Origin of the sequence: Bacillus sp. FSL K6-0255, from assembly GCF_045040725.1 — a bacterium.
GTDB lineage: Bacteria > Bacillota > Bacilli > Bacillales > Bacillaceae > Bacillus > Bacillus subtilis.
Genome location: NZ_CP150278.1, coordinates 1328337 through 1355227 on the forward strand (window position 1 = coordinate 1328337; position 26891 = coordinate 1355227).

The window sequence follows — 26891 nt, forward strand, 5'->3', positions numbered from 1 at the left end:
ACATGAAAAGGGGGAAGAGGATGAAACGAGTGAAAAAGCTATGGGGCATGGGTCTTGCATTAGGACTTTCGTTTGCGCTGATGGGGTGCACAGCAAATGAACAGGCCGGAAAAGAAGGCAGTCATGATAAGGCAAAAACCAGCGGAGAAAAGGTGCTGTATGTAAATAATGAAAATGAACCGACTTCATTCGATCCGCCGATCGGCTTTAATAATGTGTCATGGCAGCCGTTAAATAACATCATGGAGGGGCTGACGCGTCTTGGCAAAGATCATGAGCCTGAGCCGGCAATGGCGGAGAAGTGGTCTGTTTCGAAAGATAATAAAACTTACACATTTACAATTCGGGAAAATGCGAAATGGACAAACGGAGATCCTGTAACAGCCGGAGACTTCGAATACGCGTGGAAGCGGATGCTTGATCCGAAAAAAGGCGCTTCATCGGCATTCCTAGGTTATTTTATTGAAGGCGGCGAAGCATATAACAGCGGGAAAGGGAAAAAAGACGATGTGAAGGTGACGGCAAAGGATGATCGAACCCTTGAAGTTACACTGGAAGCACCGCAAAAATATTTTCTGAGCGTTGTGTCCAATCCTGCGTATTTTCCGGTAAATGAAAAGGTCGATAAAGACAATCCAAAGTGGTTTGCTGAGGCGGATACATTTGTCGGAAACGGCCCATTTAAGCTGACGGAATGGAAGCATGATGACAGCATCACTATGGAGAAAAGCGACACGTATTGGGATAAAGATACCGTGAAGCTTGATAAGGTGAAATGGGCGATGGTCAGTGACAGAAATACAGATTATCAGATGTTTCAATCAGGGGAACTTGATACCGCTTATGTCCCTGCAGAGTTAAGCGACCAGCTGATGGATCAGGATAACGTCAATATTGTTGACCAGGCGGGTCTCTATTTCTATCGATTTAATGTCCACATGGAGCCATTCCAAAATGAAAACATCAGAAAAGCCTTTGCGATGGCTGTGGATCAAGAGGAAATTGTAAAGTACGTCACGAAAAATAATGAAAAACCGGCGCGCGCCTTTGTATCGCCTGGGTTTACGCAGCCTGACGGCAAAGATTTCCGTGAAGCAGGCGGAGACTTGATCAAGCCTAACGAAAGCAAAGCGAAGCAGCTGCTCGAAAAGGGCATGAAGGAAGAAAACTATAATAAGCTTCCTGCGATCACGCTTACTTACAGTACAAAGCCGGAGCATAAAAAGATTGCCGAAGCTATTCAGCAAAAATTGAAAAATAGCCTTGGAGTCGATGTAAAGCTGGCCAATATGGAATGGAACGTATTTTTAGAGGATCAAAAAGCGCTGAAATTCCAATTCTCTCAAAGCTCATTTTTGCCTGATTACGCGGACCCTATCAGTTTTCTGGAAGCCTTTCAAACGGGAAATTCGATGAACCGCACAGGCTGGGCCAATAAAGAATACGATCAGCTGATCAAACAGGCGAAAAATGAAGCCGATGAAAAAACACGGTTCTCTCTTATGCATCAAGCTGAAGAGCTGCTCATCAATGAAGCGCCGATTATCCCGGTTTATTTTTATAATCAGGTTCACCTGCAAAATGAACAAGTAAAGGGAATTGTCCGTCACCCTGTCGGCTATATCGACTTAAAATGGGCAGATAAAAACTGATGGCGGTGATTGAAGAAATACTGCTTCTTTATGCGAAGGAGCGGTATTTTTTCTCTTTCTTGCACGTATACGTAGGGTGCAGAGCAAATGAAAGGAGTGTTTTCGTTGAATTACAAGCCGAAAGCGTTGAACAAGGGTGATACAGTCGGAGTGATCGCGCCCGCAAGTCCGCCGGATCCAAAAAAGCTTGACACCGCGCTTTTATTTTTAGAAGAGCTCGGTCTTCAGGTGAAGTTGGGCAAGGCGCTGAAAAACCAGCACGGCTATTTAGCGGGACAGGATGATGAGCGGCTGGCGGATCTCCATGAGATGTTTAGAGACGATGAGGTAAAAGCAGTGTTGTGCGCATGCGGGGGTTTTGGGACAGGACGTATCGCCGCGGGCATTGATTTCAGCTTGATCCGCAAACACCCTAAAATCTTTTGGGGATACAGCGATATTACGTTTTTACATACTGCCATTCATCAAAACACAGGTCTTGTCACTTTCCATGGCCCGATGCTCAGCACGGATATTGGCCTTGACGACGTTCACCCGTTGACAAAAGCGTCATATAAGCAGCTCTTCCAGGAGACGGAATTCACCTATACAGAAGAGCTTTCTCCGCTGACCGAGCTTGTTCCTGGAAAAGCGGAAGGCGAGCTTGTCGGGGGAAATCTGTCTTTGCTGACGTCTACACTGGGCACGCCATTTGAAATTGATACGAGAGGAAAGCTTCTGTTTATTGAAGATATTGACGAGGAGCCTTATCAAATCGACCGGATGCTGAATCAGCTGAAAATGGCGGGGAAGCTGACGGACGCGGCGGGAATTCTAGTTTGTGATTTTCACAATTGTGTCCCGGTGAAGCGAGAGAAGTCTCTCTCGCTTGAGCAGGTGCTGGAAGACTATATTATATCTGCGGGCAGGCCCGCTCTGAGAGGATTTAAAATCGGCCACTGCTCGCCAAGTATTGCGGTTCCGATCGGTGCGAAAGCTGCTATGAATACAGCAGAAAAAACAGTCGTAATAGAGGCAGGCGTTTCAGAAGGGGCGCTGAAGACATGAAAATCATTCGAATCGAAACAAGCCGAATCGCTGTCCCGCTGACAAAGCCGTTTAAAACCGCGCTTCGCACTGTGTATACGGCTGAATCAGTCATAGTAAGGATTACTTATGACAGCGGTGCAGTCGGATGGGGAGAAGCACCCCCGACGTTAGTGATTACAGGAGACAGCATGGATAGCATTGAAAGTGCCATTCACCATGTGTTGAAACCGGCATTGCTTGGAAAAAGCCTGTCCGGCTGTGAGGCCATACTGCACGACATCCAGCATCTTCTTACAGGAAATATGAGCGCGAAGGCTGCTGTAGAGATGGCGCTATACGACGGCTGGGCGCAGATGTGCGGGCTGCCGCTTTATCAAATGCTTGGCGGATACCGAGATACGCTGGAAACAGACTATACCGTCAGTGTCAACTCACCTGAAGAGATGGCAGCTGATGCCGAGAATTATCTCAAACAAGGCTTCCAAACGCTGAAAATAAAGGTCGGAAAAGATGATATTGCAACAGATATCGCCCGTATCCAGGAAATCAGAAAACGTGTCGGATCAGCTGTGAAACTGCGTTTAGACGCTAATCAGGGGTGGAGGCCGAAGGAAGCGGTAACTGCCATTCGGAAAATGGAGGATGCGGGCCTAGGCATTGAGCTTGTCGAGCAGCCTGTCCATAAAGATGATCTCGCTGGGCTTAAAAAGGTGACAGATGCAACAGATACGCCGATTATGGCTGATGAAAGTGTTTTTACACCGCGCCAGGCGTTCGAAGTTCTGCAAACCCGGAGCGCAGACTTGATCAATATTAAATTGATGAAAGCGGGCGGCATCAGCGGAGCAGAGAAAATTAATGCCATGGCGGAGGCCTGCGGGGTGGAGTGTATGGTCGGCAGCATGATCGAAACGAAGCTGGGCATTACGGCCGCGGCGCATTTTGCGGCAAGCAAGAGAAACATCACACGCTTTGATTTTGACGCGCCGTTGATGCTGAAAACAGATGTATTCAAAGGCGGCATAACATATAGCGGCAGCACGGTTTCGATGCCTGGCAAACCGGGCCTCGGAATCACCGGGACTGCGCTTTTGAAAGGGGAAAAAGAGCAATGATGCACACTGTCATATCAGCAGTGGCCAACATCTGGACAGCGCCTGTTTCACCGCGTCCGTCTGATCAATTCATGCTTCAACCGACTGTAAGGATCAGAGACTGGCTGGAGCGCATGACGTATGATGAACGGCTTGGATTATGTACAGACAATGTAATCCAAACTCAGGTTCTCTTTGGCGAAAAGGTACTTGTGACAGCGGAACAGGAGGAATGGGTTTCTGTGATCGTGCCTAGCCAGCCATCCCGAAAGGATCCGCGCGGATACCCGGGCTGGATGAAAAAGAACCAGCTGGAAAAAACAAAGCCCATCCATACACAACACGATGTGATGATCAGCAAACCTGCTGCCTTTTTGTACAGAAGCAATGGGGAAAAGGAGATCGAATTAAGCTTTTTGACGGTTCTCCCCTTCATTGCAAAAGAAAACGGATATTTTAAGGTTTCGACTGTTTTGGGAGAAAGGTTTGTGAAGCAAAGTGATGCAGTGCCTGTCAGCCAACAGAAAGGGACTGCTGAAGACATCATTCAAACGGGTGCGTTTTTCCTTGGCCTTCCCTACCTGTGGGGAGGGATCAGCGGGTTTGGGTTTGATTGCTCCGGATTTATGTACAGTATATTTAAGGCGAATGGATACAGCATCCCCCGTGATGCGGGAGATCAGGCTAAGGCGGGGAAGGGTGTCCCGCTTGATGATATGAAAGCCGGTGACCTGCTGTTTTTTGCTTATGAGGAAGGAAAAGGAGCGATTCATCACGTCGGTCTGTATGTAGGCGGCGGGAAAATGCTTCATTCTCCAAAGACAGGAAAATCAATCGAAATCCTCACATTAAAAGAGACAATCTATGAAAAAGAACTTTGTGCGGTGCGCCGCTGTTTTTCAGAATAAGGAGGGAGACAAATGACGCCACTGCCTTTGTTAGAGGTCAGCCAGCTGAAAATGCATTTTGACGCAGGGAAAAAGCGGACAGTCAAAGCCGTCGACGGGGTCACCTTTCAGATTCGTGAAGGAGAAACGTTCGGGCTAGTTGGGGAATCAGGGTGCGGGAAATCAACCTTGGGGAGAGTGCTGATGCGCCTTTATCAGCCGACAGAAGGAAGCGTGACATACCGCGGCACAAATCTTCATGCACTAAGTGAAAAAGAGCAGTTTGCCTTCAACCGCAAACTGCAGATGATTTTTCAGGACCCTTATGCTTCACTTAACCCGCGCATGACCGTTCGAGAAATTATTTTGGAGCCGATGGAGATTCACAATCTCTACAATACTCATAAAGCGCGGCTTCTCGTCGTGGACGAGCTGCTTGAGGCAGTTGGGCTTCATCCCGATTTTGGCAGCCGTTATCCGCATGAATTCAGCGGCGGGCAAAGGCAAAGAATCGGGATTGCGAGAGCACTGTCGCTGAATCCTGAATTTATCGTGGCGGACGAACCGATTTCTGCACTTGATGTCTCTGTTCAAGCGCAGGTGGTCAACCTGCTGAAGCGGCTTCAAAAAGAGAAAGGGCTTACGTTTTTATTCATTGCCCATGATCTTTCGATGGTGAAGCATATCAGTGACAGGATCGGTGTTATGTACTTAGGACACATGATGGAAATTACAGAGAGCGGCACCTTGTATCGTGAACCGCTCCATCCCTATACAAAGGCGCTTTTGTCCTCGATTCCGATTCCAGATCCTGAATTGGAGGACAAGCGTGAGCGTATTCTCTTGAAAGGGGAGCTGCCGAGCCCGGTCAATCCGCCAAGCGGCTGCGTGTTTCGTACCCGCTGTCCGGAGGCGATGCCTGAATGTGGAGAATCTCGTCCCCAGCTTCAAGAAATCGAACCCGGCCGTTTTGTCGCTTGCCATTTGTATCGAAATGCTGAAACGAAGGAAAAAGTAAGATAAATAAAAAGAGTGGCTCCTTTTTACTAGAGCCACTCCATTTGTTTATACTTGATGTAAAAACTTTACACAAACCGGGTAAGGGACAGAAACCGTTGATGGGAGGAGTGTCAATCGGCCGGTTTCTTTGTCTCTTTCAAACAAGACAAGGTTGCCTGTTTCTTCATTTGAAGCAACGAGGAACCCTTCCGTTGGGTCAAATACAAAGTCACGAGGCCAGTTTCCTTCTGTCGACACTCTTTCTACGAAAGCCAGCTCTCCTGAATATTGATTCACTTCAAATACGGCGATACTGTCATGGCCGCGGTTTGCGACATAAACAAAACGTCCGTCCTGCGTGACATGTATTGCGCTTCCCTGGCTGTTATCTGTAAAATCATCAGGGATGGCAGAAACGACTTGGATTTCTCTAAATTCGCCGGCTGTCGGGTTGTATTCAAGCGCAATCACTTCATTGCTTAATTCTGTCATGACATAAGCGTATTTTTCTTTCGGATGAAAAGCGATATGGCGAGGTCCTGCACCGGGAGCGAAGGAATGGCTTCCGGATTCAGTCAACACACCGTCTTTAAGCTTATAGGTGTAGAGCTTATCTATACCTAAATCAACCGCTACCACATAATTGTGTTCAGGTGTGAACCCCGCGTAGTGTGTATGCGGTTTTTCTTGTCTTTCGTGCGGCCCTTTTCCTGTGTGAGCGGCCTCTGAAACAGGTGATTGCAAGCTGCCGTCTTCCTGAACCGGAAAAACGTGTACCTTCCCGCTGTGATAATTGGCAGTCAGTACGAATTGATTTTGATCATCAACGCTTACGTGGCATGGCGAAGGGCCATCAATTAACTGATGATTCAGAAATGTCAATTCGCCGCTGTTTTTATCGATTTGATAGGCAGCAACTCCGCCTTGGCCGTCTGCTTTTTCGATGGAATAAAGGATGGTGTTGTTTTTATTCGTCGCCACATATGTCGGGTTGCCCAGCTTAGCGGCCAGCTTTGGCTCGCTGAGTGCTTTTTTCTCAGTATCAAGCTCAAATGAATAAATTCCTTCGCTTCCGCCTTTTGTATATGTTCCCACATATCCTATGTATTTTGTCATGCGATTTCCCCCTTAAAAATGATGTCACCTCTATATTAACGTATCTTGATAAAATAAGCTGTTCAAAACATGAAAAAGGGGAAGATTCTTCATTCGCCTCGAATCAGCGGCATTGTGCAGCACCTGAAGGAGCCGCCTGATTTAATAATTTCTGACAGGTCAATTTCGATAATGTGATAGCCTCTTTTCGATAGCTGTTGATTGACATGGCGGTTGCCAGGGAGACTGATGATCGTTTTTTTTCCGATTGAAAGGACGTTGGTGCCAAGCGTAAATTGTTCGTCCTCGGGCACCTCAATAAGATCATAACGTTTTGCCAGCATATCGGCTGCATCTGGCTCAATGGCCTGTGAATAAATTAACGCTTCGCTTTCAGATATAATGTTAAATACGCAGTCCAAATGCAAAAATTTTTCATGAAGCTTCACTGGAACGATCGTATATTCAGGAAGTGCCTCTTCTAGCTGGCCGATAGCTGAAATGTCGGTGCGCTGGCTGATTCCGACATAGACAATGTCATCATCGATAATGACGTCTCCGCCTTCAATACTCGTATCAAGCATGCGGGTGTAAGAGATACCTTGGCTGTGAAAAAAATCTTTTATAACGGCTTCTTCTCCTTGGCGAATCGGTTCAGTCATGCTTGACAGAAAGGCTTTTTCTCCGATGACAAATCCTATGTCCCTAGTAAAAACCTGTTCTGGGAGTCCGTCGCGAACGGGCAAAAGGACGACCTCAACGTTGTGTGACCTAAGTGCCTCCACTAAGCGGCTGTGCTGGTCGTTAGCGGTTTTTACATGAATATTGTCATCTTCAAAATGTTTTTGTGTTTCGTTTATAACATCTTTTATGGTCATGTGCTCAGGTTTGCATAAGATCACTTTTTGAAGTGTGCCGTATTCCGTTCGGCATACCGTTTTGTGCTGAGATTTCGGGATGGATACGTCCATTTGTTTTTCCTCCTAAAGTGTGAAGAATACATTTATTATTCCCTCATCATGAAAATCATTAAACCATTTTAAATTTTAGACAAATGGAAGAGAATATTGTTTAATAGGAGAATATAAGTGCATTTAGCTAAAAGATCAGACATCAAAGGGGAGAAAGGTATGGAAACACCGGAAACAAGATTTTGTAAAGAGTCAAAGGTTGTGAAAACCAGCAGGGTGTTCCCGCTTGACACGAACAACCATAATACGCTGTTTGGCGGAAAATTAATGAGCTACATAGACGACATTGCCTCTATTTCAGCGGCGCGCCATTGCAGACGTGAAACGGTAACAGCTTCAATGGATTCTGTAGATTTTTTAAAGCCGATCGGGCAAAAGGATTCTGTCTGCCTAGAGTCATATGTGACATGGGTCGGCACATCTTCCATGGAAGTATTTGTGAAAGTTATTAAGGAGCATTTGATGACTGGCGAACGGGAACTCGCTGCCACATCCTTTTTGACATTTGTCGCATTAGATTCAAATGGCAAGCCGGTGCCTGTACCGAGGGTTGTACCGGAAACAGAAGAAGAAATCATGCTGCATAATACAGCTGTACAGCGTGCTAATGAACGTAAGAACCGCAAGAGACACAGCCAGGCGCTTGCAAATGCGCTCGGAACTGATAAGCCTTGGTGAACGTTAAACCCAAAACATAAGTTGTTTTGGGTTTTTTTGTACTTTTCAATGGTGATTATTACAATGGTTAGTCCGTTTTTGCTAGGGGATTCTATAAAAAAGCAACAAATGTCATGTTAAATTGATAATTTTGTGACAACTTTATTAAAGATTCATTTTAGATATATCTTTTATTCGTAAGATCATGTATTTTAAAGATATATTTTAAATACATCTTTTCGAAAGGATTGTTTATAAAATGTTAGATAACAAAACAATCGAAATTATTAAAAGCACTGTACCCGTATTGCAACAGCATGGAGAAACAATCACTGGCCGTTTTTACGATCGGATGTTTCAAGACCATCCAGAGCTTTTGAACATTTTTAATCAAACAAACCAAAAGAAAAAAACACAGCGAACTGCACTGGCAAATGCCGTTATTGCAGCTGCGGCAAACATTGACCAATTAGGAAACATCATTCCGGTTGTCAAACAAATCGGCCACAAGCACCGCAGTATCGGAATTAAGCCTGAGCACTACCCAATCGTCGGTAAATATTTGCTGATTGCGATTAAAGATGTATTGGGAGACGCTGCAACTCCTGACATTATGCAGGCATGGGAAAAAGCGTACGGAGTCATTGCTGACGCGTTCATCGGAATTGAAAAAGACATGTATGAACAGGCTGAAGAGCAAGCCGGCGGCTGGAAGGAGTATAAGCCATTCGTTATCGCAAAAAAAGAGCGGGAAAGCAAAGAAATTACATCCTTCTATTTGAAACCGGAAGACAGCAAGCCGTTACCTGAATTCCAAGCAGGGCAATATATCAGCATCAAAGTGCGGATTCCTGATTCTGAATATACGCATATCCGCCAGTACAGCCTGTCTGATATGCCGGGAAAAGACTATTATCGAATTTCAGTGAAGAAAGATGGTGTCGTGTCTTCCTACTTACACGATGGGCTGCAGGAGGGAGATTCAATAGAGATCAGCGCACCGGCAGGGGACTTTGTTTTAGATCATGCATCACAAAAAGATCTCGTTTTGATCAGTGCCGGAGTTGGCATTACACCAATGATCAGCATGCTGAAAACATCTGTTTCCAAACAGCCTGAACGGCAAATTCTGTTCATTCATGCGGCGAAAAACAGTGAATATCATGCATTGCGCCATGAAGTAGAAGAAGCAGCAAAACATTCTGCTGTTAAAACAGCATTTGTGTATCGCGAGCCGACAGAGGAAGACCGTGCAGGTGATCTGCATTTTCATGAAGGACAGATTGATCAGCAATTCCTCAAAGAACTGATTGCCAACACAGATGCGGATTACTATATTTGCGGTTCACCGTCGTTTATTACGGCAATGCATAAGCTTGTATCAGAGCTCGGATCAGCGCCGGAGTCTATCCATTACGAGCTATTCGGCCCGCAATTAAGTTTGGCGCAGTCCGTTTGAACACATACATGAAACTCTTCTCCTTTCAGAGAAGAGTTTTTTATTGAGATATAAGAAGGCAGACAAGCGCCGGTTTCTACATCCGGACAATCACAGACCCGCTGCCATTTGTGCATACACGGTTTTGCTGTTCTTGCATTGTTCTCAGCAATTCATTGTTTACCTCAATCGCTCTAATTAGTTGCTTCATTCTTAGCTCCAAACCGGCCAGCCTGTCGATTGTTTGCTGCTGGTAGCCCTCGGGTTGGGGAGCCAATGGCAGATCAAAGGGCCAAAGGGTATTCGACTTCTGATTTTTCATATTGCGTATTGCGCCTCCAATCGGTGTCACTTTCTATTATGTTATGTTCAGGCGATATGCACGTTCGCCTAGACACTGATGCATAGAGGGCCTGCCACGGGGCACAATAGGCTCAATATGACCAGCGGATGGAGGTAAAGATCGGTGTTATGGATGGTATGGGTATTTTTACTGAAGCCAGTTATCGTATTTTCGATTGCATATATTTTGTTTCGGCTTGCCGGTAAAAAAGCTGTGTCACAAATGAACAATTTTGACCTGCTTTTGACCTTCGCAATCGGAACCATTATCAGTGAGCCGATCCTTACATCCAAGCTGCCGATGTCAATTTATTATGCGGGTGCTTTTTTGGTGCTTTATCTTATCATGAGCAAGCTCTCTTTATCTAATAAATGGCGATGGCTCCTAGTCGTGAGCCCGACTGTCCTAATCCGAAACGGGGATATTGATGAACGCGGCCTTCGTAAAGAAAGGCTGACTGTTAATGAGCTGCTCGGAAAGCTGAGGGAAAAGGGCTATGCCGACCCGGCTGACATTGATCTTGCTATCATTGAAGAAACGGGAGAAGTAAGCGTCATCCCGAAAGAGGAAGCGAGAGCGGTGCAGGTGCGGGATTTGAATATGGAAGCTGAACGGAATTTTATCCCGATTCCGCTCATACTGGATGGCGAAATCCTTGATCATAATTTGAAATATCTCCAAAAAAACCGATCCTGGCTGTTTGAGAAGCTTGAGGAAAAAGGGTACAGCCCCAAACTGCTGTCTTCGATTACCCTTGGCACGATGAATGCACGCGGTGATATATCCCTTGATTTAAATACCGCTAATGAACCGCAGCATGATCCTTACTTATATAAACCGGGAAATAACAATTAAGATGGCTCTCTCTTGTAATGAGAGCTTTTTTCTTTTTTAAAGGGAATTTTTGTTTGGTGTCAAATGTACCTAGTTAGGAGGGGAACTGAACATGAAGGACTTATCCATAAGAAACGACATGGCGCCAACGGTCAGTTTGCTGTATTCCGCAGTGGAAGAAAACAGTCTCCGTCTGGCTTCCATCGTAAGCCATATGACACACAGTGAACTTTACTATAAGGGGCGCTGCCAAACAAAAAACAGCACGGCTCAGCTTTTGCACCATATCACAAATGTTGATATCAGATGGGTCTGGCGTATCAAGGAAAATCGGATCCCGGACCATATTGAACAGGCATACGGCCCGATGACAGATGAAAGCGGACGGCTGCCTGAACCGGTGAATCAGCCAGACTTAGATGAACTCCTGAAAAGACATCAGCATGTAGTAGAGAAGCTGAAATCGGTATGCTTCACTTTAACTGAAAATGCTTTGAACCAGCCGCTTTCCTTCGAAGGTGACACCGCGACGATACGATGGGGAATTTGGCATATGGCAGATCATAACCGCTATCATCAGGCACATATTGAAGCTCTCAAAAAAGAATGGAAGCAGGATGTGGCGAAGTATGAACGCTAAAACGAAGCTTGTGACTGATCGAATTCGTTTGCGCTGTATGGAAGATCGGGATCAAGCCACTTTGTTTGGGCTGCTTTTTAATGATCCTGACGTCATGACATATTATTCCGGTTTAAAAGATAAGAGGCAAACCCGCGAGTGGGTCAATTGGAACCAACGAAATGAAAAAGGGTACGGCGTTAGTCTGTGGATCGCCGAAGATAAGCGGACAGGGGAGTTTTTGGGGCAATGCGGCATCGTTCCCCAGCAGATCGAAAATCAAACCGTAATGGAAATTGGCTATATGTTTGCCCGCCGCCACTGGGGGAACGGCTATGCGCAAGAAGCGGCTCGGGCCTGTCTGGACTATGGCTTTAACGAGCGGCAGTTCGGCAAAATGGCGGCTTTGATTGATCCGGGTAACAAAGCGTCCATACGGGTAGCGGAGAAAATCGGCATGCATTACAGCAAAACGATCAGAAAATGGAATAAACCGATCGCGGTATATGAAAGAAAATCTTACAATTGAAAGATAGAGCTGAGTTTAGTATCATGATATCATGTAAAGTTTTCTAGGGTTCCGCATGTCAATTGACATGGACTGGTCCGAGAGAAAACACATACGCGTAAATAGAAGCGCGTATGCACACGGAGGGAAAAAAGCCCGGGAGAGTCAATCTCATGTGAGACGACTGTCCGGGGTTTTTTTGTTTTCGGAGAATCTTAATAGATAGAAAGGAATGACTCAAAATGAAATGGGGATTGGTCGTGCTTGCCGCTGTTTTCGAGGTTGTTTGGGTGATAGGCTTAAAGCACGCTGACTCAGCCTTAACATGGAGCGGCACTGCCATCGGCATCATATTCAGCTTTTACCTTCTAATGAAGGCGACTCACAGTCTGCCTGTTGGTACCGTGTATGCCGTCTTTACCGGGCTCGGCACAGCGGGAACAGTACTTAGTGAAATCGTTCTTTTTCATGAACCGGTTGGATGGCCGAAGCTATTGTTAATTGGCGTGCTCTTAATCGGTGTAATCGGGTTGAAGCTTGTGACACAGGATGAGACAGAGGAAAAAGGAGGCGAGGCATAATGCTGCACTGGATCAGTTTATTGTGCGCGGGCTGTTTAGAAATGGCCGGCGTGGCCCTTATGAATCAATATGCGAAAGAAAAAAGCGTGAAATGGGTGCTGTTGATCATTGTTGGTTTTGCCGCTTCATTTTCCTTGCTGTCGTACGCAATGGAAACCATTCCGATGGGAACGGCTTACGCGGTCTGGACAGGAATTGGCACCGCCGGCGGGGCGCTTATCGGCATCCTCTTTTACAAGGAGCAGAAAGACGCCAAACGGATCTTCTTTATCGCGTTGATTTTATGCTCAGCAGTTGGTTTAAAAATTCTGTCATAAATTGATTTTTATCAAATCTTCAGTATAATGGATAAATAGTTTAGACTTACAAAGATAAGAGGGATTATTCATGAAATCATATATGACTCAGCGGTTGGACGAATACCGTGTCGGAAATGAGGATAAAGGGCGGCTCTTGGTCAGCTGCCCCGATCAGCCGGGTATCGTCTCTGCAGTTTCCGCGTTTTTATTTGAACACGGTGCCAATATTATAGAATCAAATCAATATACGACAGACCCTGAAGGCGGCCGATTCTTCCTGAGAATCGAATTCGACTGCGCAGGCATTCGTGAGAAAAAAACATCACTTCAGGCGGCGTTTGCCTCTGTAGCGGATAAATTCGACATGACATGGAGCTTAACTTTGGCGAGCGAACTGAAGCGTGTCGCCATTTTCGTTTCAAAGGAGCTCCATTGCCTGCATGAGCTGATTTGGGAATGGCAAACCGGCAACCTGATGGCGGAGATCGCTGTTGTCATCAGTAACCATGAGGAAGCGAGAGAGCTGGTTGAGCGCCTGAACATTCCATTCCACTATATGAAAGCGAACAAAGACATCAGAGCGGAAGTCGAAAAGAAGCAGCTTGAACTGCTGGAGCAGTACGATGTTGATGTCATCGTGCTCGCACGCTATATGCAGATTCTAACTCCTGATTTTGTTTCGGCTCATCCGAATCGCATCATCAATATCCACCATTCATTCCTGCCAGCTTTTATCGGTGCGAATCCGTACAAACGGGCCTACGAGCGCGGCGTGAAACTGATCGGTGCGACATCTCATTATGTGACAAACGATCTTGATGAAGGGCCGATCATTGAACAGGATATTGAGCGTGTGGACCACCGCGATAATGCGGAAGCGCTGAAAAACATCGGAAGAACAATTGAGCGCAGCGTGCTTGCCCGTGCTGTGAAATGGCATTTGGAAGACCGTGTCATCGTTCATGAAAATAAAACAATCGTCTTTAACTAGACTGCAAGAGGCCCGCGCAATGCGGGCTATTTTTGATGACAAAAAACCTTGACAAGTGTCTTTTTTCTTTGCATAATATAAAAAAATCATTGAGCGTTGAAGAGGATTAGTAAGCAGACCTTTCTGTGACAGAGAGCAAAATGAATCGCTGAAACATTTTGCCGCATGAAACCTGCCGAACCTGCCTTGGAGTCCTAGGGGAAAAACCTAGGCGCATAACCTGGCGTTACAGGAGAGCGGAGCGTGCACAAGCGCGTTCAATCAAGGTGGTACCACGGAAACCCATTTCGTCCTTATGAATCAGGATGAAATGGGTTTTTTTATTGTAGAAGAGCCGCGGAGGAGAATAAATGAAAAAACAAAGAATAGTAGTGAAAATAGGAAGCAGTTCGCTCACGAATAGCAAAGGAAGCATTGATGAGGCAAAAATCAGAGAGCATGTTCAGGCGATTTCCGTGTTAAAAAAAGCGGGGCATGAAATGATTCTGATTACCTCGGGTGCCGTAGCGGCGGGGTTTTCCAGCCTCGGTTATCCGTCCCGTCCCGTTACCATCAAAGGAAAACAGGCGGCGGCCGCGGTCGGACAAACACTGTTAATGCAGCAATATATGAATCAATTTAAACAATACTCACTGACTCCGGGACAAATCCTTTTAACGAGAAATGATTTTTCGAAAAGAGAACGGTATCGAAACGCGTATGCTACGATAATGGAATTATTGGAACGCGGCGTCATTCCGATTATCAACGAGAACGATTCTACATCTGTTGAAGAATTGACATTCGGAGATAATGATATGCTTTCTGCGTTAGTCAGCGGATTGATTCACGCGGACCAGCTCATGATTCTCACCGACATTAACGGACTGTATGATGCCAATCCAAATGAAAATCCTGAGGCGAAACGATTTGATTATTTGCCAGAGATCACGCCTGAATTGCTTGGATATGCAGGTTCAGCTGGATCAAAGGTCGGCACCGGCGGAATGAAATCAAAGCTGTTAGCCGCACAAACCGCGCTGTCTCTGGGAGTGAAAGTATTCATTGGAACTGGCAGCGGAGAGCAAAAACTTGCGGACATTTTGGACGGCAGGGGAGACGGCACTTATATCGGAGACAAAGAACTATCTTCGGTTAACAACACAAGGCAGTGGATTCAGTTCCACTCGCCGATATCGGGAGAAATTATCATTGATGCGGGTGCCGAGGAGGCGATGATCCATAATGGAAGCAGCCTTTTGCCCGCTGGCGTTGTGGGCGTGAACGGAAGCTTTCCGAAAGGGGCGGTCGTGGAAGTCAGGGGACCGGGCGGCGTGATCGGCAAAGGCCAAACCCATTACTCCTCTGAGGAGATTATGGAGGCCAAGGGCAAACGCAGTGACGAACTTGATTTTGAGAAAACGTTTGAGGTTATTCATAGGAATGACTGGGTCAATGTAAAAGACTAGGAGGCGGAAAAATGAGTGAAGTTTCTGTAAAAGCGAAGCTGGCGAAAGAAGCAGCAGCCGAAATGATCATGAAAACAACAGCCGAGAAGGATGAGGCGCTCAGCCTCATTGCAAACGGACTCCGCAAAGAACTGGATTTTCTCTTGGCGGAGAATGCAAAAGACATTGTGAACGGAAAAGAGAATGGTTTAACACCGGACGTCATTGACCGTCTCACATTGGATGAGAAACGGATACGCGATATCGCGGACGCGGTGGAGCTCTTAATCGACTTAGCGGACCCGGTCGGCGACTCTCTTGAAACGATTGAAAAAGAAAACGGCCTGTTTATTGAAAAAATCCGTGTGCCGCTCGGTGTCGTAGGAATGATTTATGAGGCGAGGCCAAACGTCACAGTTGATGCGGCTACCCTTTGCCTGAAGACAGGGAACGCGGTTGTGCTGCGGGGAAGCTCCTCAGCCATCCACAGCAACAAAGCGCTCGTCAGTGTCATTCACAGAGCACTTGAGCAATCAGCGCTTCCGATTCACGCTGTGCAGCTGATTGAGGATACGAGCAGAGAGACAGCAAAAGAGCTCTTTACGTTAAATGATGGCTTAGACGTATTGATTCCGCGCGGAGGCAAGAAACTGATTGATCTCGTTGTGAGAGAATCAACGGTTCCTGTATTAGAAACGGGAGCAGGAAACTGCCACATATTCATTGACGAAACAGCCAAACCGCAAATGGCAGAAAAGGTTGTCGTAAATGCCAAAACGCAACGCCCTTCCGTATGCAACGCGATTGAATCATTGCTGATTCACAAGGCTTGGGCAAGACAGCATGGGAGAGAATTGCTGGACCAGCTGGAAAACGCGGGAGTTGAAATTCGCGGTGATGAATTGGTATGTGAACTTCATCCTTCAGGCAAACAAGCATCAAAAGAAGATTGGGAAACCGAATTTTTAGCGCCTGTCCTCAGCGTAAAGACGGTTGAAAACGTCCAAGAAGCTGTGAAGCATATCCAACAATACGGCACCAATCATTCTGAAGCGATTTTAACTGAAAATGACAAAAACGCGGCATATTTTCAAACGGCTGTCGATGCTGCCGCTGTCTATCATAACGCGTCAACCCGCTTTACCGACGGCTTTGAATTCGGCTACGGAGCCGAAATCGGCATCAGCACGCAAAAGCTTCATGCAAGAGGACCGATGGGGCTTCCTGCACTGACTTCTACAAAATACATCATTAAAGGAACTGGGCAAATCCGTGAATAGCAGGGCAATGTTCAATGAAAAAGCTTATCTCATTACGAGATAAGCTTTTTTATACGCGAAAAATTGACATTTCAAATTTAATTGTGTACAATTTAATTATATAAAATATATTGGGGGAATGAAAAATGAGTCAGCCATTATTTACAGCAACTGTTTCAGCGGTAGGAGGAAGAGAAGGAAAGGTCATTTCATCAGACCGCGTTCTTGAGCTTGATGTCGCAATGCCGGGGACACCGAGAGCCAAGAAATTAGAAAAAGCGACAAATCCAGAGCAGCTGTTTGCAGCAGGTTATGCAGCTTGCTTTGACAGCGCCCTGCAGCTTGTCGCAAGAACAGAACGGGTAAAAGTAGAGACAGAGGTTACAGCGAATGTAAGTCTGTTAAAGGATGAAGCGGACCAGGGCTACAAGCTTGGTGTGACGCTGCAAGTAAAAGGAGAAGGAGTCAGTGCATCAGAATTGGAGGCGCTTGTGAAAAAAGCGCACGGCGTCTGCCCGTACTCAAAAGCAACCTCCGGAAATATTGATGTGACACTTGAAGTTGCTGAATAAATAAAAAGAGGATGCCTGTACAAGGCATCCTCAATTTTTTTGATGAAGTGTTTCCAGCAATGTATATAGAGCGGATTTTAACTGTTTGAGATCCTCCCCAGACTGCTTTGAGAGCCCCAGAATTGTCTCTGGAATGTCAACCGCTTTTTCTTTTAATAACGCTCCGGCCTCTGTCAGGCTGATCAACACGGACCGCTCATCCTCTTCAGATCTTTTTCTCGTAATCAAACCCTGTTGTTCCATTCGTTTAAGCATCGGAGTGAGCGTCCCTGAATCTAAATACAGCTGTTCGCCCATTTTTTTGACAGTAAGCGTTTCATGTTCCCATAACAATAGCAAAGCCAAATATTGAGGGTATGTTATATTCAGCTTATCAAGCAGCGGCTTGTATTGCTTTGTCATTTCCCGCGAACTCGCATATAGCAAAAAACAAAGCTGATTCTCCAATTTCATATGATCAAATTTATTTTCCATTTTGTTCACCAACTCTTTTTTGTCATTCGATTCTATTGTATCTGAAAAACCTCACTTTTCCTATTCTCGGCAAACATAGCATGTTTAAAAAGATCAGAAAGGGAAATATAACAACTAGATACAAATAAGGAGGTTGGGAAATATGGCACTATTTACAGCAAAAGTAACCGCGCGAGGCGGACGAGCAGGACATATTACATCAGATGACGGTGTTCTTGATTTTGATATTGTCATGCCAAATGCCAAAAAAGAAGGACAAACCGGCACAAATCCGGAACAGCTCTTTGCGGCAGGGTATGCTGCATGCTTCGGCGGCGCGCTCGAACACGTAGCCAAAGAGCAGAATATCGAAATTGATTCGGAGATTGAAGGGCAGGTCAGCCTCATGAAGGATGAGAGCGACGGCGGGTTTAAAATCGGTGTCACACTTGTTGTGAACACGAAAGATTTAGATCGGGAAAAGGCACAAGAGCTTGTCAACGCCGCTCATGAATTCTGTCCTTACTCAAAGGCAACCAGAGGAAATGTTGATGTAAAACTAGAATTAAAATAATGACCGGCATCCTGAGGATTCTCAGGATGTTTTTTGGTGTCGGACATGCGGGGCGGGCACAGATTTATGATAAAACTTCAGAGAAGCGTTTGAAGCATGCCTTTAAACCAAAAGTTACAGATGAAGCGGGTGGCTGGCACGGTGTCTGCCGTGCTGAATTGCGCGTATATGCTGTTTTGTATTTGCACAGGGCATAGCGGCTACTTGGAGAAATAACAAGGACCAGGCCGCGCATGCCTGATCCTTTTAATATTCTTTCTTATTGGCGAAGTTCCGCCATGCTTGAAACGGGGATAAATGCTCTGTTAGTGTCACTTGATAAAAGGGGATCGTTCTTTCTTCAGCAGGTTTATCAATTTCTTTATAAATGAATGAATCATCAAACCCGGCTTCGGCAGCGTCTGTGTGCTCAGCTGCATAGAAAACGGCTTTAGGCCGGGCCCAGTAGATGGCGCCCAAGCACATTGGGCATGGTTCACAGCTCGTATACAAAATGCAGTCATCAAGCTGGTAGGCTCCTAGCACCTTACAGGCTTTCCGAATAGCTGTGACTTCCGCGTGGGCAGTCGGATCATTGCTTGTTGTGACGTTGTTCTGTCCCTCTGCGATAATGGCTCCGTCTTTCACGATAACGGCTCCAAAAGGCCCGCCGATTCCTGCATTCACTCCTTCACATGCGAGAGTGACAGCCCGTTTTAAGAACGTTTCATGATTCATCCCAATCCCTCCTGTCAATAGAGTGTTATTAGTATAGCCGAAAAGAATGCAAAGAACATTCTTAAAAAAGTGCAAAATAAACAAAGTATTTGGGGGATTTGCTAAATAAGAAACCGATTGTGGCTGTATTATAGAAAAAAACCATCTGCCAAATGCAGATGGTTTTTTCAAATTATACTAGCTGTGTCTGCTGTGCTCTTGCCTGTTTTGCAGCTTCAACCATGTTTTTCAATGCTGCAACCGTTTCTTCCTGCTGTCTTGTTTTCAATCCGCAGTCCGGATTTACCCAGAAGCGGTCAGTCGGACAGACGGCAAGCGCATCAACGATAATATTGTACATTTCTTCAGTTGACGGCACACGAGGGCTGTGAATGTCATATACACCAAGGCCAAGCCCTTTCAAATACGGGTGGTTTTTTAAGTAATCTAAAAATCCTCCGTGGCTTCTGCTATGTTCGATTGTAATCACATCGGCATCAAGATCATTGATTGTATCAACGATATCTTCGAAGTTGCTGTAGCACATATGTGTATGAATTTGTGTCTCGTTTTTCACGGAAGAAGTGGTTAATCTGAAAGCTTCTGCCGCCCAAGTCAAATACTCATCCCAATCGCGGGTTTTCAATGGAAGGCCTTCACGCAGCGCTGGTTCATCGACTTGAATGATTTGAATGCCTGCGTCTTCAAGCGCTTTAACTTCTTTGCGAAGGGCAAGCCCGATTTGGAAGGCGATTTCTTTCCTCGAGATGTCGTTTCGAGGGAAAGACCAGTTTAAGATTGTAACCGGGCCCGTCAGCATTCCTTTCACATGCTTGGAAGTCAATGACTGTGCGTAGACTGTGTCTTTCACTGTCATCGGTTCAATAAATTCAACATCTCCGTAAATGACTGGCGGGCGGACACAGCGTGAGCCGTATGATTGAACCCAGGCATATTTAGTGAAGGCGAAACCGGCCAGCTTTTCACCGAAGTATTCGACCATGTCTGTCCGTTCAAATTCGCCGTGAACAAGGACATCAAGCTCCAATTCTTCCTGAATATCAATCCATCTTTTTGTTTCCGCATTGATAAAGTTTTGATACTGTTCATCGGACCACTCAGCTTTCCGCCATTTTTGGCGTGCGCTCCGCACTTCAGCAGACTGCGGGAAGCTTCCGATCGTTGTCGTCGGCAAAAGCGGAAGGCCGAGAGATTCATTTTGCAGGGCTAAACGTTCTTCAAACGGAATCGGGCGCTTGAAGTCTTTATCGGTTAATTGCTCAAGCTCTTTCTTTTGTTCGGAATTGGCGCCTGTTGCAAACTGTTTAAGCGCCTGGATATCAGCCTTAGCCTGCTGAATCTCTTCGCTGATCGCCGCTTTTCCTGATACTAAGCCTTCTTTCAAAGCTGTCAGCTCGGCCAGCTTTTCTTTTGCGTAGGATAATCCGTTCAATAGGTCTTTTTCCAAATGCTCATCAGGGTGTTTCGCTACTGGAACATGTAGCAGGCTGCTGGAAGGCTGAATCCACAGTTCATCAACTTTTGCAATGCTGAGAATATCAAGAACGGCATCGAGACGCTCTTCAAGGTCCGCTTTCCAAATGTTGCGTCCGTCGATAACGCCGGCTGCCAGCACTTTGTCTGTCGGAAAGCCATGTGTTTTAAGCTGTTCCAGGTTTCTGCCTTTGTCGTGAACGAAATCAAGGCCAATTCCCTGAACCGGGTAAGAGATCAGCTCTTCATAAGCATCAACAGAATCAAAATACGTCTGCAAAAGCACATTCAAGGATGAAAGCTCACTTGTAATGCTTTCAAATAATTCTTTTGCACCGCGGACATCTTCACTAGAGGCGGTAACGAGCGCCGGCTCATCGATTTGAACCCATTTTACGCCTTCTTCTTCAAGCTCTTTCAAAAGCTGTACATATAATGGCACAAGGCGTTTTTGGATCGCTTTTGCTTCAGACGGTTCATAGCCTTTAGCAAGCGTAACGAACGTATAAGGGCCGACAATCACAGGCTTTGTTTCCACACCGTATTCCTGTTTGATCCGGCGATAATCTTCGAGTTGTTTGTTTCTTGTCAGACGGAACTCAATGCTCTCGTCATATTCCGGAACGATGTAATGGTAATTTGTATTAAACCATTTTGTCATTTCACTAGATACAGCGTCTTTGATTCCGCGGGCGATAGCGAAGTATGTATCGGTAGCGTCAGTCAAATGTCTGAACCGTTTCGGGATCCAGTTGAAGCTGACTGCTGTGTCGAGTACATGGTCATACTGTGTGAAATCAGAAACAGGCACAACATCAATCTGCTGGTCAATTTGTGTTTTTACTGCGGATAAAAATAGTTCGTCGATTTGCTTCAAAAACGTTTCTTTATCAGTACTGCCTTTCCAATACGCTTCAAGTGCTTTTTTCCATTCCCGGTTCAGTCCGATTCTCGGAAATCCTAAATTCGATGTTTTGATGGTTGTCATTGTTTCTCCTCCTTTATATGTAAAACACTCTCTTTAACCCGCGGATACAGGCTGCTAAGAGGTTTTCTCACAACAAAAAGCCTCTTTCCCATGAGAGAAAGAGGCTTTTCTGCGTAAAACACTGCCTCTCTCATCTCTCAGACACAATCTGATGGAATTAGCACCGTGCCTTATGAGACATCAGTCTCGGCGCGAAAAGCAGTGCGCCCCATTTCACAATGGTATTACGGTCGGTTGCTGTTGGGGTCAAAAGGCCAATCCCTCGCCCAACTCTCGATAAGAGAAAATGTTATTAATTTTTTGAAAAGTTGAATCATTTGTTGGTAATCTTAACAGTAATTCAAATTCATTGTCAACATAGAATTTGAAATTTTTATTTACATGATGTGGTGTATATTATATAAGAAAAATAATCTTATAGGGTCAACAAATGTGATTGCTCTGCTTTTTCTGCGAGCTCATCAGGAGCTGTTAAATACAGGAATCCATTGCCTGCCAGCGTTTTTGCAATATCAAGAGGAAGTGTCCTGCGGATTAGCTGTGCGAAAACCTCAGATTCAGAAAGCTTTCTTTGAAATGATTCTTCTTCATAGCTTTTGATTAAAGCAAGCGCACCGCTGACATGAGGGGCAGCCATTGAAGTGCCGGTCAGCTTACCGTACTTCTTGTTGGGAAGGGTGGATAAGATGTTTTCTCCTGGTGCCACAAGGTCAATCTCTTTATTCGCGTTAGAAAATTCTGATAATTCTCGCGCTACTGAAACAGATCCAACTGCAATGACTTCGTTATAAGCTGCGGGGTAGGAAAGCTCTTCTGTGCGTTCGTCGCCGTCACCTTCATTTCCCGCTGCACAAACGACAAGCACTCCGTTTTTCACTGCGTTTTTCACTGCTTCTTCCAGCTCTGGCACATCGCTTGGCCCTCCAAGGGACATTGAGATGATGTCGACTTTCTGTTCCACCGCGTAGTTGATGCCGTTAATTATCCATTCGTATTGTCCGCTGCCATTCTCGCCGCCAAGAACCTTCACAATCAATAGGCTTGCCTCAGGCGCGACTCCGGCAATGCCTCCGTTTGAATCATTAGCTGCAATTGTTCCGGCGACGTGTGTGCCGTGTCCGTTGTAGTCGGAAATCGCATCTTCCTTGCCGCCGTCGTCATCCGTGAAGTTCTTTCCGCCGATGATTTGATTTTTTAAATCAGGGTGGCTTGTGTCGCAGCCCGTGTCTAATACAGCAACTTTAATATTTTTGCCTTTTACCCCTTTTGCCCACATTTCTGGCGCCTTAATCACTTTAATGCCCTCAGGAAGCTCGTTTACATCCATGATCTGCTCATTCGTCACATACGGGATCAAGCGGATTTCACCATTCATAAAAAAGCCCTCCTTTTTTATGCTTGCAAGTGGATTCAAGGGTGTTGTCTCATATTATATGAAAAAAACAAGCGCTCGGACAGAGCCATTTGAAGCATTTTGAAAAAATAGGATACACACCAAAGAATTAGTAATTTTCAAAATATTGGGTGGCTTCGGCGTGTATGACTGGGATTCAACTGTAAGTCAAGTTATAATAGTGTTGGGGAAAGGAGCAGTGTCATGAAACTGAATGAAAAATTATATGCATTTTTTTCAGAGCATGTGGAACAAATGGCCGAGGAATGGATTGAAACGATGGAGGAAAGTGATCCGAATTCGCTTTACGCCCTACATAATGCAACAGTAACGGAAGAATTGAAAGAGCAGGACAGAGAATTTTACCGGCATCTGAATTACATGTATGTTTTACCGGAAAAACAATTTCTCGAAGAGTTTCAAGAGTGGGTCATTGAGCTGACCAACGATCAAAAACATCTCGACACACCGGTTCAGTATGTCATTCGGGAGTTTATGAGAAACAGGAGATTATATACGAAGTATTTTGAGAAGTTCGCAGAAGAAAATGAATCAGCGTTTGAACCGGGAGAGAAGCAAAAATGGGCAGATTTGATTGTAAAAGTATTTGATTTCACCATTTATACATTCGTTGATCACGCTGAAATGAATGCCAAGCAGCAATTAAACGCCCAAAGAGAAATGATATTGGAATTAAGCTCACCTGTCATTACCCTGAGCAAATCAACAGCTCTGCTGCCACTTGTCGGTGACATTGATACCGAACGGGCGAAGTTTATTCTGGAAAACACGCTTCAAGCTTGTGCGAAAAGACGTGTGGAGCATCTGTTAATCGATCTGTCAGGTGTTGTTGTGGTGGATACGATGGTGGCGCACCAGATCTTTAAATTGATTGAGGCGCTTAATCTGATCGGTGTCCGGTCAACCCTGTCAGGAATCAGGCCTGAAATTGCGCAAACTGCTGTACAGCTGGGGATTGACTTTTCGAATATTACCATTAAAACCAACCTTGCCCAAGCATTAAACTATCATCAATAAAAAAATCCGCTATCTGTGATAGCGGATTTTTTATGATGCGAAACATAAAGATACGAGAAAGGATCCCGCGAATAATATGAGGACGAGGCAAAAGAACACCCAGTCGCGCCGGTTCACGCTCAATGTCCTGTAGTATGTCCGGTTTCTGCTTCCTGTAAATCCTTTCGATTCCATCGCAAGCGCTGTCCGTTCCGCTTTTCTGATGGCGCTTGCCAATAGCGGTATGGTATATCGTTTTAACGCACTGATTTTATTCATGATGCCGCTCTCCGCCGCTCCTCCTCTGATTTTATGAGCCTGCTGAATCAGCTGGACCTCATCCTTTAACAGCGGAAGAAAGCGAAAGCCTGCAATGACACCGTACGCGAGCTTTGGTGAGAGCCTGCACTGCTGGACAAGGCTCAGCATAAATAAAATCGGATCGGTTGTAAAAACAAACATCATCGATAAGGCGGAAAAGCATAAAATACGAAACCCGAGAGAGATGCCGACAGACACATTATCGCTGTTAATTGAGATAGGGCCTGCTTGAAACAAAAAATTATCCGGTGTTGTCGGCACTTTTCCAAAAACTGCGGCTGTCCACACGCATCCGAATGCTAAAATCAAAAACGGAATCGTAAACAACAACCATTTTTTCAATGGGATTCCGGCCGCCAGTAGAACGCCCGCAACGATGATGATATAAAAACATGCCGGAGTGTATGGGTTGTAAATAAACGACAGCATGACGACACAACAAAAAACCGCCGCCGCTTTCACAGTCGGATTAATGAGATGTAACGGCTGCTTCATCACGCACCTCCTCTTGAAATGCCATCCATTCATATAGAAGGGGAAGGGTGAGCTTTGCTTTTTGAACAAGCCCTGTTTCTTGAGAAAACAACTGCGCTGGAGATCCGTCAAAGGCCAGGCCCGTATCGTGAAGCACAAGCACGCTGTCAGCATACGAAGAGACTAGCTCCATATCGTGTGTAATCATAAGGACAGCGGTTCCCTCTGCCTTGATACGCTGAATCATTTCCATGCATTCAGCCGCCGTGCGGGCATCCTGGCCAAAGGTTGGTTCGTCTAATAATAAAACCTTTACGTCATGCATGAGCATAGTAGCTACGCTCAGTCGCCGTTTTTGCCCTTGGCTGATCGCAAACGGATGATGATCAGCCAAATGCGCAAGACCAAAACGCTGCAGCAGGTGTTGCGCTTTTTTCTCAGTTTCAGCATTTGCTTTCTGGCCGAACAGAAGCTCATCATACACCGTATCGGTGACGAATTGATGCTCAGGGTTTTGAAAAACAAATCCCATCCGTTTACGCAATTCTTTTTCTTTATATTTCTGCAGCGGCTGGTCATAAAGAAGGATTTTGCCGCTTTGCGGTTTCATGAGACGGGCCAGAACTGATAAGAGCGTCGATTTTCCAGTGCCGTTCGGACCGACAAGCGCCGTTAAAGAGCCTCCGCGCAACGAAAAGCTGATGTCTTTGAAAATCGTCTGCTGTCCTCTCGCGAACGAAAGGCTGCTGACTTCAAGCACACTCTCCCCAGAAGGAGCTTCCTTCTTTTTGGCATGCCCGGCGGGAATAGGCTCTTTGAACAGCATTTCTTTTGATAAAGTAAACGGCATACTCAGCTTTTCCTGCAGATGACAGACCTTTGGAATGGCGATGCCCAATTTCTTTAGTGTCTCCGCTTCGTGTTGAAATAGATTTTTCGTCAGGCCATCCAGCGCTTTTTTGCCTGATTTGTCAAGCGCGATCGTTCTCTCAATCCAAGCCGCCCATTCATCAAGCTGGTGCTCAATGACGAGGAGGCTGAAACCTTTTTCCCGCTGAAGATCCTTCATCAGATGAACGAACTCCCGCGCTGAGAAAGGGTCTAAAAGAGAGGTCGGCTCATCTAAAATAATAAGCTCAGGCTCCATCGCCAAAATACAGGCGAGAGCCACTTTCTGCTTTTGTCCTCCTGAAAGGGTTGAGATCGTTTTTTCTTTTAAATGGGTAATGCGTAATTTTTCTAATACGGCGTTGATTTTCTCTGTCATTTCTTCTTTTGGAATTTGCAGATTTTCCAGCCCGAACGCTATTTCGTCCTCCACCGTCAGCATGCAGAACTGCTGATCAGGATCCTGAAAAACGACCCCGGCATGCTGAGCAATCGTTTCGGAGGTTTCAGCATCTGTGACCGGCTTTTGAAATAGAAAGACATGTCCGGACTGAATGCCGTCGCAAGCCTCCGGATATAGACCTTTTAAACAAAGGGCGAGCGAGCTTTTACCGCATCCGCTCGGTCCTAATAATAAAACACATTCTCCTTTTTGAAGCTCAAACGAAATGTCTTGAAAAACCGGTTTCTCGTCTTCTTCATAAGAGAAGCTGAGCTGCTCAACCGTCAGAAGCTCATCAAAGGCTTGCATGTTCTGACGCCCGCTTCCGTTTCTTTTTCAGTTCCTTTCCGAGTGCCATTCCGTTTAACACACCTGTATAAGCGAGAGAGTCGCTGACAGCTTTTCCGAGAAGCCCTGCCAAAAGCGCGCCGGAAATGAGACGGATCACAAGCATAATGAGCAGATAACCTGGTGAATAGGCTGCATAGCCAGAAACAAAGAGATCATAGATAAAGCTGGCTACTGAAGACCCCATACCGGCCAGCATAAGGACAGGGAGAGAGTATGCTTTCCAGCGTGTTGCAAGAAATACAGCCTCAGCCCCGAGCCCTTGAACAATGCCAATGACGATGACCATCGGGCCAGACGGATTTCCCAGCAGGCACTCAACGAGAGCGGCAATGATTTCAGAAACGAGCGCCGCACCCGGTTTTCGAATCATGTACGCGGCGATTACAGAAACGATAAACCAAATGCCGTAAATCGGTTCATAGGCGATTGGCCCAAACATACCTGCAAGCACGTTTCCGAAATGTGTAAATAATAAATAAACAACGGCAAATACGATACTGATAACGGACATGATGACAATTTCTTTTACTTTCCAGCTTTTCATT

At 45.7% G+C, this 26891-nt stretch carries 29 protein-coding genes and 2 riboswitches; of the genes, 19 read left to right on the forward strand and 10 right to left on the reverse strand.

The window, feature by feature from the left end; genetic code table 11:
- The first annotated feature begins 2 nt into the window (after positions 1 to 2).
- The 5 genes from dppE to MHB62_RS06975 all read left to right on the forward strand — a co-directional run bounded on the left by dppE (position 3) and on the right by MHB62_RS06975 (position 5685).
- Positions 3 to 1652 (forward strand): dipeptide ABC transporter substrate-binding protein DppE, encoded by a 1650-nt coding sequence (gene dppE / locus MHB62_RS06955; RefSeq protein WP_080287610.1) that lies wholly within the window; start codon positions 3 to 5, stop codon positions 1650 to 1652.
- An 87-nt stretch (positions 1653 to 1739) separates the two neighbouring features.
- Complete coding sequence (locus tag MHB62_RS06960; protein ID WP_019712466.1) at positions 1740 to 2699, forward strand: LD-carboxypeptidase; 960 nt, start codon at positions 1740 to 1742, stop codon at positions 2697 to 2699.
- Positions 2696 to 3796 carry an L-Ala-D/L-Glu epimerase gene (gene ykfB, locus MHB62_RS06965; RefSeq protein WP_019712467.1) on the forward strand — a complete coding sequence of 367 codons (1101 nt, stop codon included), beginning with the start codon at positions 2696 to 2698 and terminating at the stop codon, positions 3794 to 3796. The genes MHB62_RS06960 and ykfB overlap by 4 nt, the downstream gene beginning before the upstream one ends.
- Positions 3793 to 4683 (forward strand): gamma-D-glutamyl-L-lysine dipeptidyl-peptidase, encoded by an 891-nt coding sequence (eepC, locus tag MHB62_RS06970; RefSeq protein ID WP_019712468.1) that lies wholly within the window; start codon positions 3793 to 3795, stop codon positions 4681 to 4683. Before ykfB ends, eepC begins: the two co-directional genes overlap by 4 nt.
- A 12-nt stretch (positions 4684 to 4695) precedes the next feature.
- Positions 4696 to 5685: an ABC transporter ATP-binding protein gene (locus MHB62_RS06975; RefSeq protein ID WP_003232600.1), complete on the forward strand. Its 990-nt coding sequence runs from the start codon at positions 4696 to 4698 to the stop codon at positions 5683 to 5685.
- A gap of 42 nt (positions 5686 to 5727) precedes the next feature.
- On the opposite strand, the gene pgl is transcribed toward MHB62_RS06975, so the two are convergent.
- Positions 5728 to 6777, reverse strand: a complete 1050-nt coding sequence (gene pgl / locus MHB62_RS06980; RefSeq protein ID WP_003244689.1) for a 6-phosphogluconolactonase — start codon at positions 6775 to 6777, stop codon at positions 5728 to 5730.
- Between the two features lie 89 nt (positions 6778 to 6866).
- The gene (locus tag MHB62_RS06985) at positions 6867 to 7727 is read right to left on the reverse strand and encodes a dimethylarginine dimethylaminohydrolase family protein (RefSeq protein WP_003245320.1); all 861 of its coding nucleotides are present in this window, start codon (positions 7725 to 7727) and stop codon (positions 6867 to 6869) included.
- Between the two features lie 159 nt (positions 7728 to 7886).
- Between MHB62_RS06985 and MHB62_RS06990 the strand changes: the two genes are divergently transcribed.
- Complete coding sequence (locus MHB62_RS06990; RefSeq protein WP_003244690.1) at positions 7887 to 8405, forward strand: acyl-CoA thioesterase; 519 nt, start codon at positions 7887 to 7889, stop codon at positions 8403 to 8405.
- Between the two features lie 238 nt (positions 8406 to 8643).
- Entirely contained in the window at positions 8644 to 9843 is a 1200-nt protein-coding gene (gene hmpA, locus MHB62_RS06995) for an NO-inducible flavohemoprotein (protein ID WP_003245238.1), read from the forward strand.
- 76 nt (positions 9844 to 9919) lie between these two features.
- Here the strand turns inward: hmpA and MHB62_RS07000 are convergent, their stop codons facing one another.
- Positions 9920 to 10144, reverse strand: a complete 225-nt coding sequence (locus MHB62_RS07000; RefSeq protein WP_009967080.1) for a hypothetical protein — start codon at positions 10142 to 10144, stop codon at positions 9920 to 9922.
- Between the two features lie 144 nt (positions 10145 to 10288).
- Here MHB62_RS07000 and MHB62_RS07005 point away from each other — a divergent pair, with 144 nt between their 5' ends.
- From MHB62_RS07005 to MHB62_RS07045, 9 genes are all read left to right on the forward strand, one after another.
- On the forward strand, positions 10289 to 11020 hold the full coding sequence (locus MHB62_RS07005) for a DUF421 domain-containing protein (RefSeq protein ID WP_015715759.1): 732 nt from the start codon (positions 10289 to 10291) through the stop codon (positions 11018 to 11020).
- Positions 11021 to 11111: 91 nt separating this feature from the next.
- Complete coding sequence (locus MHB62_RS07010) at positions 11112 to 11639, forward strand: DinB family protein (RefSeq protein WP_003245783.1); 528 nt, start codon at positions 11112 to 11114, stop codon at positions 11637 to 11639.
- Positions 11629 to 12147: a GNAT family N-acetyltransferase gene (locus MHB62_RS07015; protein WP_003244793.1), complete on the forward strand. Its 519-nt coding sequence runs from the start codon at positions 11629 to 11631 to the stop codon at positions 12145 to 12147. The genes MHB62_RS07010 and MHB62_RS07015 overlap by 11 nt, the downstream gene beginning before the upstream one ends.
- 32 nt (positions 12148 to 12179) lie before the next feature.
- Positions 12180 to 12291: riboswitch (guanidine-I (ykkC/yxkD leader) on the forward strand.
- A gap of 77 nt (positions 12292 to 12368) precedes the next feature.
- Complete coding sequence (ykkC, locus tag MHB62_RS07020) at positions 12369 to 12707, forward strand: multidrug efflux SMR transporter subunit YkkC (protein ID WP_003232583.1); 339 nt, start codon at positions 12369 to 12371, stop codon at positions 12705 to 12707.
- Positions 12707 to 13024: a multidrug efflux SMR transporter subunit YkkD gene (gene ykkD, locus MHB62_RS07025; RefSeq protein ID WP_015252242.1), complete on the forward strand. Its 318-nt coding sequence runs from the start codon at positions 12707 to 12709 to the stop codon at positions 13022 to 13024. The genes ykkC and ykkD overlap by 1 nt, the downstream gene beginning before the upstream one ends.
- Positions 13025 to 13094: 70 nt before the next feature.
- Positions 13095 to 13997: a formyltetrahydrofolate deformylase gene (gene purU, locus MHB62_RS07030; RefSeq protein ID WP_003232580.1), complete on the forward strand. Its 903-nt coding sequence runs from the start codon at positions 13095 to 13097 to the stop codon at positions 13995 to 13997.
- Between the two features lie 350 nt (positions 13998 to 14347).
- On the forward strand, positions 14348 to 15445 hold the full coding sequence (gene proB, locus MHB62_RS07035; RefSeq protein ID WP_014479591.1) for a glutamate 5-kinase: 1098 nt from the start codon (positions 14348 to 14350) through the stop codon (positions 15443 to 15445).
- An 11-nt stretch (positions 15446 to 15456) separates the two neighbouring features.
- Positions 15457 to 16704 (forward strand): glutamate-5-semialdehyde dehydrogenase, encoded by a 1248-nt coding sequence (gene proA / locus MHB62_RS07040; protein ID WP_019712469.1) that lies wholly within the window; start codon positions 15457 to 15459, stop codon positions 16702 to 16704.
- Positions 16705 to 16829: 125 nt separating this feature from the next.
- Positions 16830 to 17255: an organic hydroperoxide resistance protein gene (locus tag MHB62_RS07045; RefSeq protein WP_003232574.1), complete on the forward strand. Its 426-nt coding sequence runs from the start codon at positions 16830 to 16832 to the stop codon at positions 17253 to 17255.
- A 30-nt stretch (positions 17256 to 17285) separates the two neighbouring features.
- Here MHB62_RS07045 and ohrR read toward each other — a convergent pair whose 3' ends face one another.
- Positions 17286 to 17729, reverse strand: coding sequence for an organic hydroperoxide resistance transcriptional regulator OhrR (gene ohrR, locus MHB62_RS07050; RefSeq protein ID WP_019712470.1), 444 nt, complete (start codon positions 17727 to 17729; stop codon positions 17286 to 17288).
- Between the two features lie 142 nt (positions 17730 to 17871).
- Here ohrR and MHB62_RS07055 point away from each other — a divergent pair, with 142 nt between their 5' ends.
- Together MHB62_RS07055 and MHB62_RS07060 are read left to right on the forward strand one after the other, a co-directional pair.
- Complete coding sequence (locus MHB62_RS07055; protein WP_003232570.1) at positions 17872 to 18282, forward strand: organic hydroperoxide resistance protein; 411 nt, start codon at positions 17872 to 17874, stop codon at positions 18280 to 18282.
- Between the two features lie 26 nt (positions 18283 to 18308).
- Positions 18309 to 18479 carry a hypothetical protein gene (locus MHB62_RS07060; protein WP_003232568.1) on the forward strand — a complete coding sequence of 57 codons (171 nt, stop codon included), beginning with the start codon at positions 18309 to 18311 and terminating at the stop codon, positions 18477 to 18479.
- A 49-nt stretch (positions 18480 to 18528) separates the two neighbouring features.
- On the opposite strand, the gene guaD is transcribed toward MHB62_RS07060, so the two are convergent.
- The 3 genes from guaD to isp all read right to left on the reverse strand — a co-directional run bounded on the left by guaD (position 18529) and on the right by isp (position 22835).
- Positions 18529 to 18999, reverse strand: coding sequence for a guanine deaminase (guaD, locus tag MHB62_RS07065; RefSeq protein ID WP_003245084.1), 471 nt, complete (start codon positions 18997 to 18999; stop codon positions 18529 to 18531).
- A 172-nt stretch (positions 19000 to 19171) separates the two neighbouring features.
- Positions 19172 to 21460 carry a 5-methyltetrahydropteroyltriglutamate--homocysteine S-methyltransferase gene (gene metE / locus MHB62_RS07070; protein ID WP_015715762.1) on the reverse strand — a complete coding sequence of 763 codons (2289 nt, stop codon included), beginning with the start codon at positions 21458 to 21460 and terminating at the stop codon, positions 19172 to 19174.
- A gap of 127 nt (positions 21461 to 21587) precedes the next feature.
- A riboswitch (SAM riboswitch) is annotated at positions 21588 to 21743 on the reverse strand.
- 132 nt (positions 21744 to 21875) lie between these two features.
- On the reverse strand, positions 21876 to 22835 hold the full coding sequence (isp, locus tag MHB62_RS07075) for a serine protease Isp (RefSeq protein ID WP_014479598.1): 960 nt from the start codon (positions 22833 to 22835) through the stop codon (positions 21876 to 21878).
- A gap of 222 nt (positions 22836 to 23057) precedes the next feature.
- Here isp and rsbRB point away from each other — a divergent pair, with 222 nt between their 5' ends.
- Positions 23058 to 23891 carry an RsbT co-antagonist RsbRB gene (gene rsbRB / locus MHB62_RS07080; protein ID WP_003232560.1) on the forward strand — a complete coding sequence of 278 codons (834 nt, stop codon included), beginning with the start codon at positions 23058 to 23060 and terminating at the stop codon, positions 23889 to 23891.
- A 30-nt stretch (positions 23892 to 23921) separates the two neighbouring features.
- Here rsbRB and thiX read toward each other — a convergent pair whose 3' ends face one another.
- Genes thiX through MHB62_RS07095 form a run of 3 tightly spaced genes read right to left on the reverse strand, consistent with a single transcriptional unit; the run spans position 23922 to position 26890 of the window.
- Positions 23922 to 24686, reverse strand: a complete 765-nt coding sequence (gene thiX / locus MHB62_RS07085; protein WP_019712472.1) for an HMP/thiamine ABC transporter permease ThiX — start codon at positions 24684 to 24686, stop codon at positions 23922 to 23924.
- Positions 24661 to 26304, reverse strand: a complete 1644-nt coding sequence (locus tag MHB62_RS07090) for an ABC transporter ATP-binding protein (RefSeq protein WP_019712473.1) — start codon at positions 26302 to 26304, stop codon at positions 24661 to 24663. Before MHB62_RS07090 ends, thiX begins: the two co-directional genes overlap by 26 nt.
- A complete protein-coding gene (locus MHB62_RS07095) occupies positions 26291 to 26890 on the reverse strand; it encodes an ECF transporter S component (protein WP_003232554.1) in 600 nt (199 codons plus the stop codon). Before MHB62_RS07095 ends, MHB62_RS07090 begins: the two co-directional genes overlap by 14 nt.
- Position 26891: the final 1 nt, after the last annotated feature.